Here is an 18,546-nt window from a genome sequence, read left to right on the forward strand (position 1 = left end):
CACCTCCCACCCTCGCGCGGGAGCCGCCGCGGCGCTGCGGACGGCAGCAGATCCGGCCACCGCCGAGGCTGCCGCAGGGGCCGGTCCAAGTAGTAACGGATTGGTCGATGTCCCCGTGCGCCGCGAGAGGGGTGGGGCCGAGCCGACCCATGGACGCCCACGGCCCGTTCCGGGTGCCGGAACGGGCCGTGGGTGTTCGAGCTCGCGGTCAGCCGCCGGGGCCCCGCCCCGGTCCGCCGCCACCGGGGCCGCCTCCGCCGCCGGGGCCCCCGCCCCCGCCCGGGCCGTCCTCGCCGGGGCCGCCACCGCCGGGGCCGCCACCGGGGCCGTTGCCGCCCCCGTGCCCGCCGCCGGGGCCCGGACCCTCCTCCGTCGTCGGCGACGGCTCGGTCGTGGACGGCTCGGTCGTGGACGGCTCCGTCGGGCTGGTCGGCGCCGTCGTGGTGTCGTCGGCGCTGGAGGGGGCCGCCGAGCTCGGGGCGGGCGCGGTGGTGCCGGCCGGCTCACCCGCCGACGACCCGCTGTCGCCGAGCGTCGCGCCCAGGACCACACCCACGACCAGCACCACGGCCAGCGCCGCGACCGCGGCGACCAGGGCACCCACCCGCCGGCGCGGCCGCTGCTCGCGGGGTGCCGGCGCGACCGGCTCGTCGGCGACCGGGTCCGCCTCGACCGCCGGGAAGGCCGTCGTCTCGTCCCGGGTGCCCAGCGCCCACGGACCCACCACGTGCGTTGGCCGGCGGCTGCCGGGCAGGTCCGACCCGACCGCCGGGAACTCCGACGTCTCCCCGTCCCGCGCGTTCACCCAGGTCCTCCCGTCGGCAGGTGCAGGTCGGGAGTCTGCACCCGGACCACCTGCAACGCCTGGTCGGCGGCGTCCGCGGCCCAGCCGCCCAGCTGCGAGTCCCGGGCCGCGGACAGCCACGGACCGACCCCACCGGGACCCCAGCCGGGGGCGCCGCCGACCAGGGCCAGGCCCAGCCCGACGACCACCAGGGCGAGCACGGCCCCGCCGACCGCGCCCGCCAGCCGGTCCAGCACCCCGAGGTGCAGCCGGGCGACCAGTGCCGCCAGCAGCCCACCGGCCGCGCGGCCCAGGCCGGAGCCCAGCGCCGCCACGACCAGCACGCCGAGGGCGGTGACCGCCACGCGGGTCCCACCCTGCAGCGACCCGGTGAGCACCGGCACCAGGGCGGTGCCGACGGCCAGGCCGACCACCAGCCCGACCACCGAGCCGGCCAGCCGCAGTCCGCCGCGCCGCCAGCCGGCGACCGCGCCGAGCACGAGCAGCAGCACCAGCACCAGGTCCACCCAGCCGGTGCCCACCGCGGGGGTCACCGGTCGGCGTCGGCGACGACCGTCCGGCCGTCGTCGGTCACCGAGCCGTGCAGGTGCACCTCGTCGCCCACCGCGGGCAGCTCGGACAGCGACGCGGCGTCGACGTCCACCCGCAGACCCGGGGTGGTCACCACGGTGAGGTCGGTGCCGTCGACCGAGACCACGGTGCCGTCGACGTGCGCGTCGACCTCACGGACCTCCAGCGCGGCGCCGTCGGACACCCGGACCTCGACCCGGTCGCCGACCGCGATGTCCCCGGCCGACCCGGCGTCGGGTGCGTCCCCCGCGGGCGGCGCCGGCGCGTCCCCCTCGGCGGGGGTGCTGCCGTCGGCCGGGGGAGCGGGGGCGTCGGAGGGCGCGCTGCCGTCCGAGGGCGCGGATGGCGCTGCGGGGGTGTCCCCCTCGGAGGGCGTGGCTGGGGTGCTGCTGTCCGAGGGCGCGGTTGGGGTGCTGCCGTCGGCCGGGGCGTCGGGGGCACCGCCGCCGGGCCCGGGACGACCCTCGCCCGGGCCGCCCGGTCCACGGCCCGGCCCGCCGGGGCCACCGCCCGGGCCGCCGTAGCGGGTCTCGTCGGACAGCGTCAGCTCGTGCGTGGCGCCGGTGTCGTCGGTGACGGTCAGGGACGAGTCCGACACCGCGGTCACGGTGCCGACCACGCGCTCGCCGGCGGGGCCGCGGTCGCCGGGGGCCTGGTCGGTGGACGGGGCGTCGGCAGAACCGGAGCCGGAGCCGTCGGCGAGCGCGATGCCGCCGCCGAGCAGCACCGCGCCGGTGGCGGCGCCGCCGACGACGGCCGCGGTCCAGCGGCGGGAGCGGGGGGTGCGGGCGGATCGGGACACGGGTCCTCCTCGGGTCGGTGCCGTCCCGTGGTCCGGGGCGGCGCTGTCCCCACCGTGTGCGGCGACCCTGAACCCACCCTGAAGCGACCGCCGACCGCCCCGTTCTTCAGCGCGCCTTCAGGCTGGGGGAGGCACCATCGCTGCCGTGCGCAGCGACGGAACCCCCCGGCCACGGGTGCTGGTGGTGGAGGACGAGGCAGCCATCCGGGACGGCGTGGTCACCGCGCTGGCCGACGAGGGCTGCGCGGTGGAGGGCCGCCCCGACGGCAGCACGCTGGCCGCCGACCTCGCCGGCTTCCGGCCCGACCTCGTCGTCCTCGACGTGATGCTGCCCGGTCGCGACGGGCTCGCGCTGGCCGCCGACGTCCGCCGGGCCGGGGACGCCGGCGTCGTCGTCCTCACCGCCCGCGACGCCGTCCCCGACCGGCTGGCCGGGTTCGCCGCCGGCGCCGACGACTACCTGGTCAAGCCCTTCGCCATGGCCGAGCTGGTCGCCCGGGTGCGCGCGGTGCTCAACCGGCGCGGCCGCTGGCCCGGCGCGGTCGAGGTCGGCGACCTCGTGGTCGACGAGCCGGCCGGCACCGCCACCCGCGCCGGCGCCGACCTCGAGCTCACGGCCACCGAGCTGCGGCTGCTGGGCTACCTGGTGGGCAACCGCGGCCGCACCGTGTCCAAGACCCAGATCCTCACCCAGGTCTGGGGCTACGGGGACTACGACCCGAACCTGGTCGAGGTCCACGTCAGTGCGCTGCGCCGCAAGCTCGAGGCGCACGGCCCGCGGCTGGTGCACACCGTCCGCGGGCTGGGCTACACGGTGCGGGCGTGACCGCCCCCGCCCTGCGCACCGCGTCCCTGCGCCGCCGGCTGAGCCTGTGGGTGCTCGGCCTGCTCGCCGTGCTGCTCGTCGTCCTGGGCGTCACCGTCGACCTGGTGCTCGGCGCCAACCTGCGCAGCGACCTCCGGCAGCGGCTGGTCGACCGGGCCGAGATCGCCGCCGAGCTCGTCGCCCAGGGCCGCTCGGACGAGGAGGTGCTCGACGCGGTCACCGGGGACACCGTGCAGGCGCAGATCGAGACCGCCGACGGCGCCCAGGTCGGCGAGCTGGAACCACCCCGCCCGGGCGCCGGGCCCCCCGCCCGGCCCGGGCCACCGCCGCGGCAGGACGCCGTCGTCGACACCGGCGACGCCTACGTGCTGCAGACCGGGCTGGACGACGGCTCGCGGCTCACCCTGCTGGCCGACCAGGGCCCGATCACCGACGCGGTGCACCAGCTGCGGTGGGTGCTGGTCGTCGGCGCCGCGCTCACCCTGGTGCTGGCCGCCGTCCTGGTCAGCGCCACCGTCGGCCTCGGGCTGCGGCCGCTGGGCCGGATGACCGCGCTGGCCCGGTCGATCACCTCCGGCGACCGCGGACGGCGGCTGCGCCCCGACCGCCCGCACACCGAGCTGGGCAGCACCGCGGCCGCCTTCGACGACATGCTCGACGAGCTGGAGGGCGCCGAGCGCACCGCCCGCCGCGCCGAGGCGGGCATGCGGGACCTGCTCGGCGACGCCGCCCACGAGCTGCGCACGCCGCTGGCCGCCGTCCAGGCGTCGGTGGAGACCGTGCTGCGCACCGACCCGAACCGCGACCGCCGCGAGGAGCTGCTGGCCGGCGCGGTCCGGGAGCTGCAGCGCTCCGGCCGGCTGGTGGCCGACCTGCTCGACGTCGCCCGGTTCGACAGCGGCGACCCGCCCGCGCTGGAGCGGCGTCCCACCGACCTGCTCGGGCTGGCCCGGGGGAGCGCCCACCGCGTCGGCGGGCCGGTCGAGGTCGCCGGCGACGCGGTCACGGCCGACGTCGACCCCGACCGGGTCGGCCAGGTGCTGGACAACCTGCTGCGCAATGCCGTCCGGGCGGCGGGGCCGGACGGCCACGTGCAGGTGGTGGTCCGCTCGGAGGGGGAGCACGTGCGGCTGGACGTCGTCGACGACGGCCCCGGCGTCCCGGCCGACCAGCGGGAGCGGGTCTTCGACCGGCTGGTCCGCCTGGACGCCGCCCGCACCCGGGACGGCGGGGCAGGGCTGGGCCTGCCGATCGCCCGGGCGCTGGCCCGCGCGCACGGGGGCGACGTGCTGTGCCTGCCCGCCGACCGGGGCGCCTGCTTCCGGGTGCAGCTGCCGGTGACGGCCGTCACGCAGCCGCCCGGGAACCCCGGGTAGGGCCCGTTCGTTCACCCCCACGAGCTGGTCGCAGCAATGGTTGCCGTTTGCACTCGGTCTCCATCGCGCACAACCGGCTCGCGTGGAGGGGAGTATCCCCCGCGGCAGCTGTCGTCAGCACGAGGTCGCCATCGACCTCCGGCACTGCCGGCCGGTCCCCTCGGGGGTCGGTGGGAGAGACCTCCGGCGTTCTGCAGCAGACACCGGAGGCACACGTTGGACGTCCCGTTCTGGGTGTGGGCAGTCACGGTGGCCGCGATCGTCGGGATGATCGTCTTCGACTTCGTCGGCCACGTGCGCACCCCGCACGCCCCCTCGCTCAAGGAGTCGGCCACCTGGTCGGCCATCTACGTCGGCATCGCGATCCTGTTCGGGATCGGGGTGTTCATCTTCGCCGGCGGCCAGTTCGGCGGTGAGTACTTCGCGGGCTACGTGACGGAGAAGGCCCTGTCGGTCGACAACCTCTTCGTCTTCGTGATCATCATGGCCAGCTTCGGCGTCCCGCGGGAGCTGCAGCAGAAGGTGCTGCTGTTCGGCATCGCGTTCGCCCTGGCGCTGCGCACGGTCTTCATCTTCGTCGGCGCCGCGGCCATCGAGAACTTCAGCTGGGTCTTCTACCTCTTCGGCGCCATCCTCATCTACACCGCGATCGTGCAGGCCCGCAGCGGCGGCCACGACGAGGACGAGGAGTACAAGGAGAACGCCGTCCTCCGGTTCGTCAAGAAGGTCGTCCCGACGACCGAGGAGTACCACTCCGACAAGCTGACGACGAAGATCGACGGCAAGCGGTTCATCACCCCGCTGATGATCGCGCTGATCGCCATCGGCACCGCCGACATCATCTTCGCCGTCGACTCGATCCCGGCGATCTTCGGCCTGACCCAGGAGACCTTCCTGGTCTTCACCGCCAACGCGTTCTCGCTGCTGGGCCTGCGCCAGCTGTTCTTCCTCATCGACGGCCTGCTGGACCGCCTGGTCTACCTGGCCTACGGCCTGGCCGTGATCCTGGGCTTCATCGGCATCAAGCTGGTCATCCACGCCCTGCACACCAACGAGCTGCCCTTCATCAACGGCGGTGAGCACATCACGCTCATCCCGGAGATCCCGACGTGGCTGTCGTTGCTGGTGATCCTCGCGACCCTGTTGGTCACCACCGTGCTCAGCCTCCGCAAGAACAAGAAGGACGCCGAGCGCGGCATCACCAGCCCGACCGGCGCCGCGGACAAGGGCGCCGGCCGCGACGGCCTGCACGCCCAGGGCCCCGGCGACCGCGACGGCAGCCCGGCCGGTGCCCGCGCCGACGCCCCGCCGTCGGGCCGCACCGCCGCGGTGACCGACAGCAGCCGCGAGGGCTGACCCCGCACCACCCAGGAGCCCCACCGGACACCGTCCGGTGGGGCTCCGTGCGTCGGACACCACTGCGGGGCGCACAGCGGGGCCCCAGGTCCGCCCGTACTGTGGCGCGACGTGGAGCTCCCCGTCTGGTTCGAGATCGGCACCTTCGTGGGACTCACCGTCCTGCTGCTGGCCGACCTCGCCCTCGTCGCCCGCCGCCCGCACGAGCCGTCGGTGCGGGAGGCCAGCATCTGGGTGACGTTCTACGTCGCGCTCGCCCTGGTCTTCGGCCTGGTGCTGCTGCTGGTCACCAACGGCGACTTCGCCACGCAGTTCTACGCGGGCTGGCTGACCGAGTACTCGCTCTCGGTCGACAACCTCTTCGTCTTCGTGATCATCATGGCCCGCTTCCAGGTGCCCCGGAAGCTGCAGCAAGAGGTCCTGATGGTCGGGATCATCATCGCCCTGGTCCTGCGCGGGGTCTTCATCCTGCTCGGCGCCGCGGTGATCGAGCGCTTCACCTGGGTCTTCTACATCTTCGGCGCCTTCCTCGTGTACACCGCGATCAACCTGGTCCGGAACCGCGGCGAGGACGAGGACTACGAGGAGAACGCCCTCATCCGGCGGCTGCGCAAGGTGCTGCCGCTGACCAAGGACTTCGAGGGCAACAAGATCCGCGTCCAGCGGGACGGCAAGAAGCTCTGGACGCCGATGATCGTGGTCTTCCTGGCCCTGGGGACGACGGACCTGCTGTTCGCGCTGGACTCGATCCCGGCCATCTTCGGCCTCACCCGCGAGGCGTTCATCGTCTTCACCGCCAACGTCTTCGCCCTGATGGGCCTGCGGCAGCTGTACTTCCTGCTCGGCGGGCTGCTCAAGCGGCTGGTCTACCTGTCGCTGGGCCTCGCGGTCATCCTGGCCTTCATCGGCGTCAAGCTGGTGCTCGAGGCCGTCCACGAGAACACGCTGCCGTTCATCAACGGCGGCGAGCCGGTCGAGGCGGTCCCCGAGATCCCGATCTGGCTGTCGCTGGCGGTCATCCTCGGCGTCCTGGTGGTCGCCACCGTCGCCTCCCTGCTCAAGACCCGCGGCCAGCTGCCGCCTGCCGAGGGCACCGGGGTGGGCCCGGAGCAGCCCGCGGAGCGCACCGAGCAGTAGCGGCTCAGGCGGCCGGGTCGGCCACCCGGCCGCCGGCCGCCACCCGCTCGCCGTCCAGCCACACCTCGCGGACGCGACCGGCCAGGCCCGACAGGTCGGCGGCGTCGCCGTCCAGCACCACGACGTCGGCCCGCTTGCCCGGCTCCAGGGAGCCCAGCTCGTGGTCCACCCGCAGCAGCCGGGCCGCGGACAGCGTGGTGGCGTGCCACACCTCCTCGACCGACATGCCGCGGTCGCGCATCAGCTGCAGCTCGCCGAGGTTCTCCCCGTGCGGGCCGACGCCGGAGTCGGTGCCCATCGCGATCCGCACCCCCGCCTCGTGCGCCCGGGACACCGACGCGTCGTGCTGCGCCTGCACCGCGATCGCCTTGTCCACCACGGCCTGCGGCAGCGCGGCACCGGCGGCCACCGCGGCGAGCACCGCCCGCGGCGCGGACAGCGTCGGCACCAGCCAGGTGCCGTGCTCGAGCATGAGCTCGATCGCCTCGTCGTCGAGGAAGATGCCGTGCTCGATCGACCGGATGCCCGCGCGGACGGCGTTCTTGATGCCGTCGGCGCCCTGCGCGTGCGCCATCACCGCCAGCCCGGCGGCGGTGGCCTCCTCGACCAGCACCGCGAGCTCGGCGGGGCGGAAGTGCGCGTGCCGCGGGTCGTCCCGGGGCGAGAGGACGCCGCCGCTGGTGGCCACCTTCAGCACGTCGGCGCCGGCCCGGACCAGCGTGCGGACGGTGCGCCGCACCTCGTCGGGGCCGTCGCAGATGCCGTTGGGCCGGCCCGGCGTGGGCGGCAGCAGCGGGGTCTCCGCACCGCAGACGTGCCAGTCGTCGGCGTGCCCGCCGGTCTGGCTGATCATGGTCAGCGAGATCTGCATCCGCGGTCCGCGGACCAGGCCCGACCGCACGGCCTCGGCCACGCCCAGGTCGGCGCCGGCGGCGTCGCGCACCGAGGTGATGCCCAGCGCCAGCGTGCGCCGCAGGTTCCGGGCGGCCTCGAAGTAGACCTGGCTGTAGGGGGTCTGCAGCTGGCGCAGGGTGTCCACCCCGCTCATCAGCACGTGCACGTGGCAGTCGAAGAGGCCGGGGAGCACCGTGGCGCCGGTGCAGTCGACCACCTCGTCGCCGTCCAGGCCGGTGCCGACCTCGACCACCCGGCCGTCCTGCACCGCCACGTCGGCCCGCGCGGCGGGGGCCCCGGTGCCGTCGAGGACCTGCCCACCGGTGAACACGCGCCGCGTCGTCATGGGCGCAGCCTAGGTACTGAGCCCGGCTCACGGAATCGCCCCCGGGTGGCGCTGGGTTAGCGTCTGCGCCATGCGGCCCGACGACCTCGCCTCCCTGCGCACGCCCGGTGCGGCCACGGTGACCCCGGACGGGTCGACCGCGGTGGTCGCGGTGACCCGGCTGGACCTCGACGGCGACCAGTACCGCAGCCAGCTCTGGGCGGTGCCCACCGACGCCTCCGCCCCGGCCCGGCCGCTCACCCACGGGCACCGCGACTCGGCGCCGGTCTTCTCCCCGGACGGTCGCTGGCTGGCCTTCCTGGGCGCGGAGAGCGGCGGGAAGCCGCAGCTGCACCTGCTGCCCACCGGGGGCGGGGAGGCCCGCCGGCTCACCGACCACCCGCTCGGTGCCGGCGCCCCGGTCTGGGCACCGGACTCGCGGCGGATCGCGTACACCGCCCGGGTCCCGGAGGAGGGCCGCTACGGCACCGTCGAGGGCGTCGACCCGGCCGCCGAGCCGCCCCGGCTGATCACCACGCTGAAGTACCGGTCCGACGACGTCGGGTTCACCACCGACCGCCGGCAGCACGTGTTCGTCCTCGACCTGCCCGACGACGACGCCGACGACGAGGTGCCGGTCGCCGAGCCGGTGCAGGTCACCTCGGGCGACCACGACGACACCGACGTCGCCTGGCACCCGGCCGGCACCGAGCTGGTCTTCGTGTCCGCCCGCCACCCGCGTGCCGACCGCGACCTGGTCAGCGACGTGTGGGCCTGCCGGCCCGACGGCTCGCACCTGCGGCGGGTCACCGAGAGCCGCTCCTCGTGCTCGGCCCCCACCTACGACCCCGACGACCTCGAGGGCCGCACCGTCTACCTGGCCGCCCAGCCCGACCTGGGCCCCGAGGGGCTGGACTTCGTCGGCCGCGGCACCGTGCCGTGCCGGGTGGACGCCGCCGGCGGCCACCCCCAGCCGCTGCTGGACCCGGCCAAGCACGACCTCGGCCACGACTTCGGCCGCGTCGTGGTGGCCGGCGGCGACCTGTTCGTGGCCGTGCAGAAGCAGGGCGCGGTCGAGCTGCTGCGGGTGCCGCTGGCCGGCGGGGAGCCCGAGGCGCTGGTCGACGGCCCGTACACCACCCGCGGCATCGGGGTGGGCGGCGGTGTCGTCGTCGCCACCGTCGCGCACGACCGCTCGGCGGGGGAGCTGCTGGCGATCACCCCGGGCCGCCGCCGGCTGCTCACCGGCTTCGGCAGCCTGCTGCAGGGCACCGGGCGGCTGCACGCGATGCGGGAGAAGACGGCCACCGCGCCCGACGGCTACCCGGTGCACGGCTGGATCACCGTGCCCGACGGGCCCGGCCCGCACCCGGTGCTGCTCACCGTGCACGGCGGGCCGCACAGCCAGTACGGCTGGTCGCTGTTCGACGAGACCCAGGTCTACGTCTCGGCCGGCTACGCCGTCCTGCAGTGCAACCCGCGCGGGTCGTCGGGGTACGGCGAGGAGCACGGCCGCGCGGTCAGGGAGCGCTTCGGCGAGGTGGACGCCGACGACGTCGTCGCCTTCCTGGACGAGGCCCTCCAGGAGCCCGAGCTCGACGACACCCGGGTCGGCCTCATGGGCGGGTCCTACGGCGGGTACATGACCACCCTGCTGGTCGGGCGCACCCAGCGGTTCGCCGCCGCGATCAGCGAGCGGGCGTTCAACGACCCGGTGAGCTTCGTCGGCTCCTCCGACATCGGGTTCTTCTTCCCCGACCAGTACCTGGGCACCGACCCCGAGCGGGTCGCCGCCCAGTCGGCGATGGCCGGGGCGCACCGGATCACCACCCCCACCATGGTCATCCACTCGGAGGAGGACTGGCGCTGCCCGCTGGAGCAGGGCACCCGGCTGTTCGTGGAGCTGAAGCGGCGCGGGGTGCCCAGCGAGCTGCTGCTGTTCCCCGGCGAGGGCCACGAGCTGTCCCGCACCGGCCGGCCGCGGCACCGCCTGGCGCGGCTGGAGCACGTGCTGCGCTGGTGGGGCCGCTGGCTGCCGACCGCGCAGAACAGCACGGCGGCGGCGCTGCCGGCCGGTCCGACGGCGGGGGAGCAGCAGCCCGCCGGGTGATCCTGTGGGTCCCCTGAGCGGGAGCTGGACCGACCGGTTACCGTCCCCCCGATCCGTCGACCGGACCGGGAGGTTCCGCCAGGTGACCGAGTTCGTGCTGGTCGTGCTGCTGCTGGCCGCGGTGGCCGCCGTGGTGGTGCTCGTCCTCCGGCAGCGGCGCGCCCGGCGGCCCGCCGCCCGCCGCACCGACCCGCTGGCCGGCCAGCCCGACACCTGGGACCCGATGCGGATCGGTCCCGGCGACGTCATCACCTACGCGGGCATCGACCACGTCGTCCGCGGCACGATCACGCTCACCGAGGCCGGCGTCAGCTGGTACGAGCACCTGCTCGACGGCTCGACCGGCCGCCGCTGGCTGACCGTCGAGGACGACGAGGGCGACCTCGAGCTCACCCTCTGGCAGCGCGCCGAGGGCACCGGGCTGACCCCGGACGGCGACGTCGTCCTGCGCGACGTGGTGCACCGGCAGGTCGAGCGGGGCCGCGCGCAGTACCGGGCCGAGGGCACCACCGGCACCGCGCCCAGCGGGACCGTGGACTACGCCGACTACCGCACCCGCGACGGCCTGGGCCTGCTCGCCTTCGAGCGCTGGGCCGACACCCAGTCGTGGGAGGTCTCCACCGGCCGGCGGGTCACCCCGGCCGAGCTGACCGTCTACCACGCCCAGCCCGGTCAGCCCGGCTCGTGAGCACGCTCGACCTCGCCGTCCCCACCCGCGACGTGGCCGCCGACGCGCTGGGCCTGCTGCTGGACGCCCCGGCCCCGCCGGCCCTGGCCTCGCTGCTGCTGCGCGGTGCCCACGGCGGCGAGCTGGAGCTCGGCGTCCTCGGCGCCTCGCACGTCGTCCGCGCCAGCGCGGGCGGCCGGTCGACCACCGAGCAGGTCTCCTGCGACGCCGTCGCCGCCGGCGGCGACCCGCTGCCGCCCACCGCCGGGCGGCCGGGCTACGCCTTCACCGCCACCGTGGAGCACCTCCCGGCCGCCGAGCTCGACCGCCGGGCGGTCGAGCTGCGGGCCTGGGCCGCCGCGGCCGACGACCGGCTGTGCGCCGGCTTCCCCGGCCACGACGCGGCGCTCACCGCGGTCACCGGGGCGGCCACCGCCACCGGCTGGACCTGGACCACCTGGCACCTCTACCCCGGGGCGCCCACCGGGCAGCTCGTCACCACCGCCAGCGACTGGAGGCCGGCATGACCCCCCGACCCGCGTGGGCGGCGCTGCTCGCCGCCGGCCTGCTGCTGACCGGCTGCGGATCGGGCGGCGACCCGGAGGACTTCATCCGCGACACCTACCGCTCGACGGGCACCGACGCCGACGGCGACACCTACGAGTCGTCCGACCCGGTCGGCACCACCGCCGGGGACATCGCCGCGGCCGTCGCGCCCGCGGCCCGGCAGAGCGACGGCGGCTCGGAGTACCTGCGCTACGACGACGACATCGTGGTCGTCACCGCCGCCAGCGCCGGCAGCACCGTCCGGGTCGAGGACGTCGACGGCCGCTACAGCCGCGGCTACTACTCCTACCTCGGCTCGGGCTTCCGGCCCGGCTCGCCCGCCGCCGGCGGGGGCGACGGCGGCCCCGGCGACGGCAAGTGACCACCCACCCCACCCCCGGCAGGAGCACCCCGTGACCTTCGGTTCCCTGGACGGCAGCGAGCTCGGCGACGGCGTGGTCGCGACGCTGCTGTACTTCGTCGTCGGCGTCGCCGTGCTCGGCCTGGGCTTCCTCGCCCTGGACGCACTGACCCCGGGCAACCTGCGCACGCAGGTCTACACCGACCGCAAGCCCAACGCGGCGATCCTGCTGGGCGCCAACCACCTGGCGCTGGCGGTCATCGTGGTCACCGCGATCATGACCAGCTCCGACGAGCTGCTGCAGGGCCTGGTCGACTCCGCGGTCTACGGAGTCCTCGGCGTGGTGCTGCAGGGCGTCGCGCTGCGGGTGCTCGACGCGTTCGTGCCCGGCCACCTGCGGGCGATCGTGGACGAGGACCGGATGAGCGGCGCAGCCTGGGCGGTGGCCACGAGCCTGGTCGCCATCGGCGTGGTCAACGCCGCCGCCCTCTCCTGAGCCCCGCCGTGGCGGTGCTCGAGCAGCAGCGGCCGGCGGCGCGCTGGTACCGGCCGCTCCTGCTGGCCGCCGTCGGGGTCTGCGCGGCCTGCGGGCTGGTGTACGAGCTGGTGCTGCTCACCCTGTCCGCGTCGCTGGCCGGCGGCGGGATCACCCAGACCTCGCTCATCGTGGCCGGGTTCGTCGCCGCCCTCGGCGCCGGCGCGCTGCTGGTCAAGCCGTTCCTGGGCCACGCGGCGGCCACCTTCGTCGCGGTCGAGATCCTGCTCGGCGTGGTCGGCGGGCTGTCCGCCGTCACCCTCTACGTGACGTTCAGCTTCTACGGGGCCAGCGGGTGGGTGCTGGTCGCCGGCACCGCGGTGATCGGCGTGCTGGTCGGCGCCGAGGTGCCGCTGCTGATGACCCTGCTCCAGCGCGGTGCCGACGACGTCGACGCGCAGGGCAGCGGCCGGATCCTGGCCGACCTCAACGCCGCCGACTACGCCGGCGCCCTGCTCGGCGGGCTGGCCTGGCCGTTCCTGCTGCTGCCGCTGGCCGGGCAGGTGCGCGGCGCCGCGCTGACCGGCCTGGTCAACCTGCTGGCCGCCGCCGTCGTCGCCGGGGTGCTGCTGCGCGCCCAGCTCGGCCCGCGCGCCCGGCGGACGGCGACCGCTGCCCTGCTGGCCGCGGCCGCGCTGCTCGGCGTGCTGCTCTGGCGGGCCCAGGACATCGAGGTCGACGCCCGGCAGCGGCTCTACGACGACCCGGTGGTCTCGGCCGAGCGCTCCCGCTACCAGGAGGTCGTGGTCACCCGGCGTGGGGACGACGTCCGGCTCTACCTGGACGGCGACCTGCAGTTCTCCAGCCTCGACGAGCACCGCTACACCGAGTCGCTGGTGCACCCCGTGCTGGCCCGGGACCCCCAGCGGGTGCTGGTGCTCGGCGGCGGCGACGGCCTGGCCGCCCGCGAGCTGCTGCGCCACCCCACGGTGACCGAGGTGGTGCAGGTCGAGCTCGACCCCGCCGTCCTGGACCTCGCCCGCACCCGGCTGGCCGACCTCAACGACGACGCCCTCGCCGACCCCCGCGTGCAGGTCGTCGTCGCCGACGCCTTCACCTGGCTGCGCGACCCGCCCGGGGCGCCCTTCGACGCCGTCGTGGTGGACATGCCCGACCCCGACACCCCGGCACTGGGCCGGCTCTACTCCACCGAGTTCTACGGCCTGGTCGGCAGCGTGCTCGCGCCCGGCGGGCTGGTCACCGTTCAGGCCGGCAGCCCCTACTCCACGCCCGCCGCCTACTGGCGCACGCTGGCCACCGTCGACAGCGCCGGGCTGACCGGCACGCCGTACCACGTGGACGTGCCCAGCTTCGGCGACTGGGGCTTCGTGCTGGCCCAGGCCGGCGACGCGGCCCCGCCGCTCGCGCTGTCGGCGCAGCGGCCCCCCACCCGGTTCCTGGACGAGGCGGTGCTCGCCGCGGCGGGGGTCTTCCCGCCCGACCGGTCGCGTCAGGAGCTCGCACCCAGCACGCTCGACCAGCCGCTGGTCGTCGACGACATGCGGCAGGGGTACCAGGGATGAGGAGACTGCGATGTCGAAGGTGACCGACGGGCTGATCAGCTGCGCGAACCGCACGCCGCTGGCCGTCGCGCTGTACCTGACCACGGTGGTGCTGTCGGCCACCGGCGTGTGGGCGCTGGAGGGCTGGGGGTTCGGCGACTCGGTGTGGTGGGCCTTCGTGACCACCACGACGACCGGCTACGGCGACCTGTTCCCGGTGACCGTCGCCGGGCGGGTGATCGGCGTGCTGACGATGTTCGCCGGCATCATCGGCATCGGCGTCATCGTCGGCCGGATCGCCGCGGTGGTCATCCGCACCCACGACGACTTCACGCACGAGGAGCAGGTGGACCTCCTCGAGGAGTCCGACGAGCAGCTGCGGCTGCTGCGCGAGATCCGGGCCGAGCTCGGCACCCGCCGTCCCGACCACGCAGGCTGAGAGTTCGCCGGGACGGCGTGCCGGCAGAGGGCGGTCGCCGCATGATCGGCCCGTGACCGCGATCGAGGACCTGGCCGTGATCGGCGACCTGCAGACCGCCGCGCTGGTGGACGCCGAGGGGTCGGTGGTCTGGCTCTGCCTGCCCCGCTTCGACTCCCCGGCCTGCTTCGCCGCGCTGCTGGACACCGACGCCGCCGGGCACTGGCGGATCGCCCCCGCCGACGGCGGGCGGTGCACCCGGCGGCGCTACCGCGGCGACACCCTGGTGCTGGAGACCGAGTGGGAGACGCCCGACGGCACCGTGCGGGTGGTCGACCACATGCCGCTGCGCGGCCGCTACCCGGACGTGGTGCGCATCGTCGAGGGCGTCACCGGCGAGGTGGCGGTGCGCGGCGAGCTCGCCGTCCGGTTCGACTACGGCCGGGTGGTGCCCTGGGTGCGCCGCGTCGGCGACCGCTGGCAGGCCCTCGCCGGCCCGGACGCGCTGTGGCTGTCCACGCCCGCCCCGCTGGAGGGCCGCGACCGCACCACCGTCTCGGAGTTCACCGTCCGCGCGGGGGAGCGGGTGCCCTTCGTGCTGACCTGGACGCCGGGCCACCACGACGCCCCGCCCGAGGTCGACGCCGAGCGGGCGCTGGGCGAGACCGTCGCCGCGTGGGAGCGCTGGGTGGCCGACGGCCGGGCCGTCGGCGGCCGGTGGGCCGGTGCCGTCACCCGGTCGCTGGTCACCCTGCGGGCACTGACCCACGCGCCCACCGGCGGCATCGTCGCCGCCGTCACGACCTCGCTGCCCGAGCAGCCCGGGGGCCCGCGCAACTGGGACTACCGGTACAGCTGGCTGCGCGACTCCACCTACACCCTGCAGGCGCTGCTGGCCGCCGGGCACACCGAGGAGGCGCAGGCCTGGCGGCGCTGGCTGCTGCGCGCGGTCGCCGGTGACCCCGCGGACCTGCAGATCATGTACGGCGTCGACGGCACCCGGCGGCTGCCCGAGGCGGAGCTGGACTGGCTGGCCGGCTGGGAGGGGTCCCGGCCGGTGCGCACCGGCAACGCCGCAGCCGCCCAGCTGCAGCTCGACGTGGTCGGCGAGGTGCTCGACGGCCTGCACCTGGCCCGGGCCGCCGGCCTCGGCGCCCCGGAGGAGGCCTGGGACCTGCAGTGCGCGCTGCTGGACCACCTCGAGGGCCAGTGGCAGCAGCCGGACTCCGGGCTGTGGGAGCAGCGCGGCGAGCCCCGGCACTTCGTGCACTCCAAGGTGATGGCCTGGGTCGCCTTCGACCGCATGGTCCGCGGCGCGCGGGAGCACGGCCTGCCCGGTCCGGTCGAGCACTGGGCGCGAGTGCGCGACACCATCCGCGCGGAGGTGCTCGAGCACGGCGTCCACGACGGCCACCTGGTGCAGTCCTACGGGTCCACCGAGCTCGACGCCGCGCTGCTGCTGGTGCCCCGGGTCGGCTTCCTGCCCGCCGACGACCCGCGCGTGGTCGCCACCGTGGAGGCCGTGCAGCGCGACCTCACCCGCGACGGCCTGGTGCTGCGCTACCGCCCCGACAGCAGCGGCGACGGGCTGCCCGGCACCGAGGGCGTCTTCCTGGCCTGCTCCTTCTGGCTGGTGGACGCCCTGCACGGCGCCGGCCGGCGGGACGAGGCCGAGGCGCTGTTCGAGCGGCTGCTGGGGTGCGCCTCCGACCTGGGTCTGCTCAGCGAGGAGTGGGACCCCGACGCCGGCCGCCAGCTCGGCAACACCCCGCAGGCCTTCAGCCACTTCGCGCTGGTGGTCACCGCCGTCCAGCTCGACGAGGGCCGGCACGCCCGCAGCGACCACCCGGTGGGCGCTGCCCGCGCGGGTGCCCCCCGGCTGCCCTAGCGTCGTCGGCGTCCCCGACCGACCCCAGGAGAGCTCCGTGGCCGCCCCTTCGCACGACCCCACCTCCACCGCCGCCTGGTCGGCCCTGCTGGCCCACCGCGACGCCACCACCCCCGACCTGCGCGGCTGGTTCGACGCCGACCCGGGCCGTGCCGAGCGCCTGACGATGGACGTCGCCGACCTGCACGTCGACCTGTCCAAGAACCTGGTCACCGACGAGACGCTCGCGCTGCTGCGCGACCTCGCCGAGCAGACCGGCGTGACCGACCGGCTGCAGGCCATGTTCGCCGGGGAGCACATCAACGTCACCGAGGACCGCGCCGTGCTGCACACCGCGCTGCGCCGCCCGGCCGGGCTGGACCCGCTCACCGTCGACGGGCAGGACGTCGACGCCGACGTGCAGGCCGAGCTGGCCAAGGTCTACGAGTTCGCCCGGGCCGTCCGGTCGGGGGAGTGGACCGGCGCCACCGGCCAGCGCATCACGACGGTGGTCAACATCGGCATCGGCGGCTCCGACCTCGGCCCCGTGATGGCCTACGAGGCGCTGCAGGCCCACCGCCAGGCGGGGCTGACCTGCCGGTTCGTCTCCAACATCGACCCCACCGACCTGGCCGAGACCACCGCCGACCTCGACCCCGCCAGCACGCTGTTCATCGTGGCGTCGAAGACCTTCGGCACGCTGGAGACGCTGACCAACGCCCGGCTGGCCCGGCAGTGGATGTGGGACGGCCTGGCCGGCGAGATCGAGGACAGCGACGCCGGGCGCCGCGAGGCCGTCGCCCGGCACTTCGTGGCCGTCTCCACCGCGCTGGACAAGGTGGCCGACTTCGGCATCGACCCGGACAACGCCTTCGGGTTCTGGGACTGGGTCGGCGGCCGCTACTCCGTCGACTCGGCCATCGGCACCTCGCTGGCCGTGGCGATCGGCCCGGAGCGGTTCGCCGAGTTCCTGGCCGGCTTCCACGCCGTCGACGAGCACGTGCGCACCACCCCGCTGGAGCGCAACGTCCCGCTGCTCATGGGCCTGCTCAACGTCTGGTACGTCAACTTCCTCGGCGCGCACACCCACGCCGTGCTGCCCTACAGCCAGTACCTGCACCGGTTCCCTGCCTACCTGCAGCAGCTGACCATGGAGAGCAACGGGAAGTCCGTGCGCTGGGACGGCCAGCCGGTCACCTGCGACACCGGCGAGGTGTTCTGGGGCGAGCCCGGCACCAACGGCCAGCACGCCTTCTACCAGCTCATCCACCAGGGCACCCGGCTGATCCCGGCCGACTTCGTGGCCTTCGCGACCCCGCAGCACGCGCTGACCGACGGCGACACCGACGTGCACGCCCTGTTCATGGCGAACTTCTTCGCGCAGACCAAGGCGCTGGCCTTCGGCAAGACCGCCGAGGAGGTCCGGGCCGAGGGGACGGCGGAGGACGTCGTCCCGGCGCGGGTGTTCCCCGGCAACCGGCCGACCACCTCGATCATGGCGGAGTCGCTCACCCCGTCGGTGCTCGGCCAGCTGATCGCGCTCTACGAGCACATCACCTTCGCCGAGGGCGCCGTCTGGGGCATCGACAGCTTCGACCAGTGGGGCGTCGAGCTGGGCAAGCAGCTGGCCCTGCAGATCGCCCCCGCGCTGACCGGGGACGACGACGCCCTGCAGTCCCAGGACCCGAGCACGAAGGGCCTCATCGGCTGGTACCTGGCCCACCGCGCCTGAGCGGGCGCGCCCGCGGCCGTCACCAGCCGCGGGCGCGCCACTCCGCGAGGTGGGGGCGCTCGGCGCCGATGGTGGTGTCCTTGCCGTGGCCGGGGTAGACCCAGGTCTCGTCGGGCAGGGTGCCGAACAGCCGCTCCTCGACGTCGTCGAGGAGCTGGGTGAACCGGTCGGGGTCCTGCTGCGTGTTGCCGACGCCACCGGGGAAGAGGCTGTCCCCGGTGAACACGTGCGTGCCGGCCTCGCCGCCGCGCCAGACCAGCGCGATCGAGCCGGGCGTGTGGCCGCGCAGGTGGACCACCTCGAGCACCTGGTCGCCCACCGGCACGGTGTCGCCGTGCTCCACCGGGTGGGTCACCGGCACCGGGAGGTCGGGGGCGTCGGCCGGGTGCGCCATGGTCGCCGCGCCGCTGGAGGCGACCACCTCGGGCAGGGCCCGGTGGTGGTCCCAGTGCCCGTGGGTGGTGACGACGCCGGTCAGCCGGGTGTCGCCGACCAGCTGCCGCAGCGCGTCGGGCTCGGCCGCGGCGTCGACCAGCACGCCGTCGCCGGTGGCCGCGCAGGTGAGCAGGTAGGCGTTGTTGGCCATCTCGCTGACCGCGAGCTTGCGCACGGTCAGGGCGCCCAGCTCGCGGGTGTCCGCGGGCCCGCCGACCTCGACGTCGCCGGTGTACTGGCTCACGCTGCACGCTCCGATCTGAGAGTGTCGGTGGGTCCGTC

The 18,546-nt window shown here is 75.3% G+C and carries 18 protein-coding genes; 13 read left to right on the forward strand and 5 right to left on the reverse strand.

Translation table 11 applies throughout. The features are described 5' to 3' along the window. Positions 1-208 precede the first annotated feature (208 nt). From BM158_RS13445 to BM158_RS13455, 3 genes are read right to left on the reverse strand one after another with little or no spacing between them, the layout of a single operon-like run. Complete coding sequence (locus BM158_RS13445) at positions 209-805, reverse strand: hypothetical protein (RefSeq protein WP_091559732.1); 597 nt, start codon at positions 803-805, stop codon at positions 209-211. Further along, on the reverse strand, positions 802-1,338 hold the full coding sequence (locus tag BM158_RS13450; RefSeq protein WP_091559735.1) for a CvpA family protein: 537 nt from the start codon (positions 1,336-1,338) through the stop codon (positions 802-804). The genes BM158_RS13445 and BM158_RS13450 overlap by 4 nt, the downstream gene beginning before the upstream one ends. After that, positions 1,335-2,177: a hypothetical protein gene (locus tag BM158_RS13455; RefSeq protein WP_091559739.1), complete on the reverse strand. Its 843-nt coding sequence runs from the start codon at positions 2,175-2,177 to the stop codon at positions 1,335-1,337. The genes BM158_RS13450 and BM158_RS13455 overlap by 4 nt, the downstream gene beginning before the upstream one ends. 145 nt (positions 2,178-2,322) lie before the next feature. Between BM158_RS13455 and BM158_RS13460 the strand changes: the two genes are divergently transcribed. The 4 genes from BM158_RS13460 to BM158_RS13475 all read left to right on the forward strand — a co-directional run bounded on the left by BM158_RS13460 (position 2,323) and on the right by BM158_RS13475 (position 6,872). Then, positions 2,323-3,003: a response regulator transcription factor gene (locus tag BM158_RS13460; RefSeq protein ID WP_191328524.1), complete on the forward strand. Its 681-nt coding sequence runs from the start codon at positions 2,323-2,325 to the stop codon at positions 3,001-3,003. Then, a complete protein-coding gene (locus tag BM158_RS13465) occupies positions 3,000-4,379 on the forward strand; it encodes a sensor histidine kinase (RefSeq protein WP_091559746.1) in 1,380 nt (459 codons plus the stop codon). Before BM158_RS13460 ends, BM158_RS13465 begins: the two co-directional genes overlap by 4 nt. Positions 4,380-4,628: 249 nt before the next feature. Next, positions 4,629-5,735, forward strand: coding sequence for a TerC family protein (locus tag BM158_RS13470; RefSeq protein ID WP_229827417.1), 1,107 nt, complete (start codon positions 4,629-4,631; stop codon positions 5,733-5,735). A gap of 111 nt (positions 5,736-5,846) precedes the next feature. Then, complete coding sequence (locus BM158_RS13475; protein ID WP_091559753.1) at positions 5,847-6,872, forward strand: TerC family protein; 1,026 nt, start codon at positions 5,847-5,849, stop codon at positions 6,870-6,872. Positions 6,873-6,876: 4 nt separating this feature from the next. Here BM158_RS13475 and BM158_RS13480 read toward each other — a convergent pair whose 3' ends face one another. Next, a complete protein-coding gene (locus tag BM158_RS13480; RefSeq protein ID WP_091559755.1) occupies positions 6,877-8,112 on the reverse strand; it encodes a metal-dependent hydrolase family protein in 1,236 nt (411 codons plus the stop codon). Between the two features lie 70 nt (positions 8,113-8,182). Here BM158_RS13480 and BM158_RS13485 point away from each other — a divergent pair, with 70 nt between their 5' ends. The 9 genes from BM158_RS13485 (at position 8,183) to pgi (ending at position 17,829) form a co-directional block, all read left to right on the forward strand. Next, positions 8,183-10,201 carry a S9 family peptidase gene (locus BM158_RS13485; protein ID WP_091559757.1) on the forward strand — a complete coding sequence of 673 codons (2,019 nt, stop codon included), beginning with the start codon at positions 8,183-8,185 and terminating at the stop codon, positions 10,199-10,201. An 82-nt stretch (positions 10,202-10,283) separates the two neighbouring features. Then, positions 10,284-10,889 carry a DUF4178 domain-containing protein gene (locus BM158_RS13490; RefSeq protein WP_091559760.1) on the forward strand — a complete coding sequence of 202 codons (606 nt, stop codon included), beginning with the start codon at positions 10,284-10,286 and terminating at the stop codon, positions 10,887-10,889. Beyond that, the gene (locus tag BM158_RS13495) at positions 10,886-11,395 is read left to right on the forward strand and encodes a DUF2617 family protein (protein ID WP_091559763.1); all 510 of its coding nucleotides are present in this window, start codon (positions 10,886-10,888) and stop codon (positions 11,393-11,395) included. Before BM158_RS13490 ends, BM158_RS13495 begins: the two co-directional genes overlap by 4 nt. Beyond that, on the forward strand, positions 11,392-11,796 hold the full coding sequence (locus tag BM158_RS13500) for a DUF4247 domain-containing protein (protein ID WP_091559766.1): 405 nt from the start codon (positions 11,392-11,394) through the stop codon (positions 11,794-11,796). The genes BM158_RS13495 and BM158_RS13500 overlap by 4 nt, the downstream gene beginning before the upstream one ends. Before the next feature lie 31 nt (positions 11,797-11,827). Then, on the forward strand, positions 11,828-12,271 hold the full coding sequence (locus BM158_RS13505) for a DUF350 domain-containing protein (protein WP_091559768.1): 444 nt from the start codon (positions 11,828-11,830) through the stop codon (positions 12,269-12,271). An 8-nt stretch (positions 12,272-12,279) separates the two neighbouring features. After that, on the forward strand, positions 12,280-13,833 hold the full coding sequence (locus BM158_RS13510; protein ID WP_229827416.1) for a polyamine aminopropyltransferase: 1,554 nt from the start codon (positions 12,280-12,282) through the stop codon (positions 13,831-13,833). A 10-nt stretch (positions 13,834-13,843) separates the two neighbouring features. Then, a complete protein-coding gene (locus BM158_RS13515; protein ID WP_091559773.1) occupies positions 13,844-14,251 on the forward strand; it encodes a potassium channel family protein in 408 nt (135 codons plus the stop codon). 52 nt (positions 14,252-14,303) lie between these two features. Beyond that, positions 14,304-16,118: a glycoside hydrolase family 15 protein gene (locus BM158_RS13520; protein WP_091559775.1), complete on the forward strand. Its 1,815-nt coding sequence runs from the start codon at positions 14,304-14,306 to the stop codon at positions 16,116-16,118. A gap of 37 nt (positions 16,119-16,155) precedes the next feature. Further along, entirely contained in the window at positions 16,156-17,829 is a 1,674-nt protein-coding gene (gene pgi / locus BM158_RS13525) for a glucose-6-phosphate isomerase (RefSeq protein WP_091559777.1), read from the forward strand. A gap of 19 nt (positions 17,830-17,848) precedes the next feature. Here the strand turns inward: pgi and BM158_RS13530 are convergent, their stop codons facing one another. Then, positions 17,849-18,508, reverse strand: a complete 660-nt coding sequence (locus BM158_RS13530) for an MBL fold metallo-hydrolase (protein WP_229827415.1) — start codon at positions 18,506-18,508, stop codon at positions 17,849-17,851. Positions 18,509-18,546: the final 38 nt, after the last annotated feature.

This window comes from Klenkia taihuensis (assembly GCF_900112525.1).
Lineage (GTDB): Bacteria > Actinomycetota > Actinomycetes > Mycobacteriales > Geodermatophilaceae > Klenkia > Klenkia taihuensis.

Coding starts and splice junctions, on each gene's coding strand:
- BM158_RS13480 (WP_091559755.1), bottom strand. CDS start 8,112: ATGACGACGCGGCGCGTGTTCACCGGTGGGCAGGTCCTCGACGGCACC.
- BM158_RS13485 (WP_091559757.1), top strand. CDS start 8,183: ATGCGGCCCGACGACCTCGCCTCCCTGCGCACGCCCGGTGCGGCCACG.
- BM158_RS13500 (WP_091559766.1), top strand. CDS start 11,392: ATGACCCCCCGACCCGCGTGGGCGGCGCTGCTCGCCGCCGGCCTGCTG.
- BM158_RS13515 (WP_091559773.1), top strand. CDS start 13,844: ATGTCGAAGGTGACCGACGGGCTGATCAGCTGCGCGAACCGCACGCCG.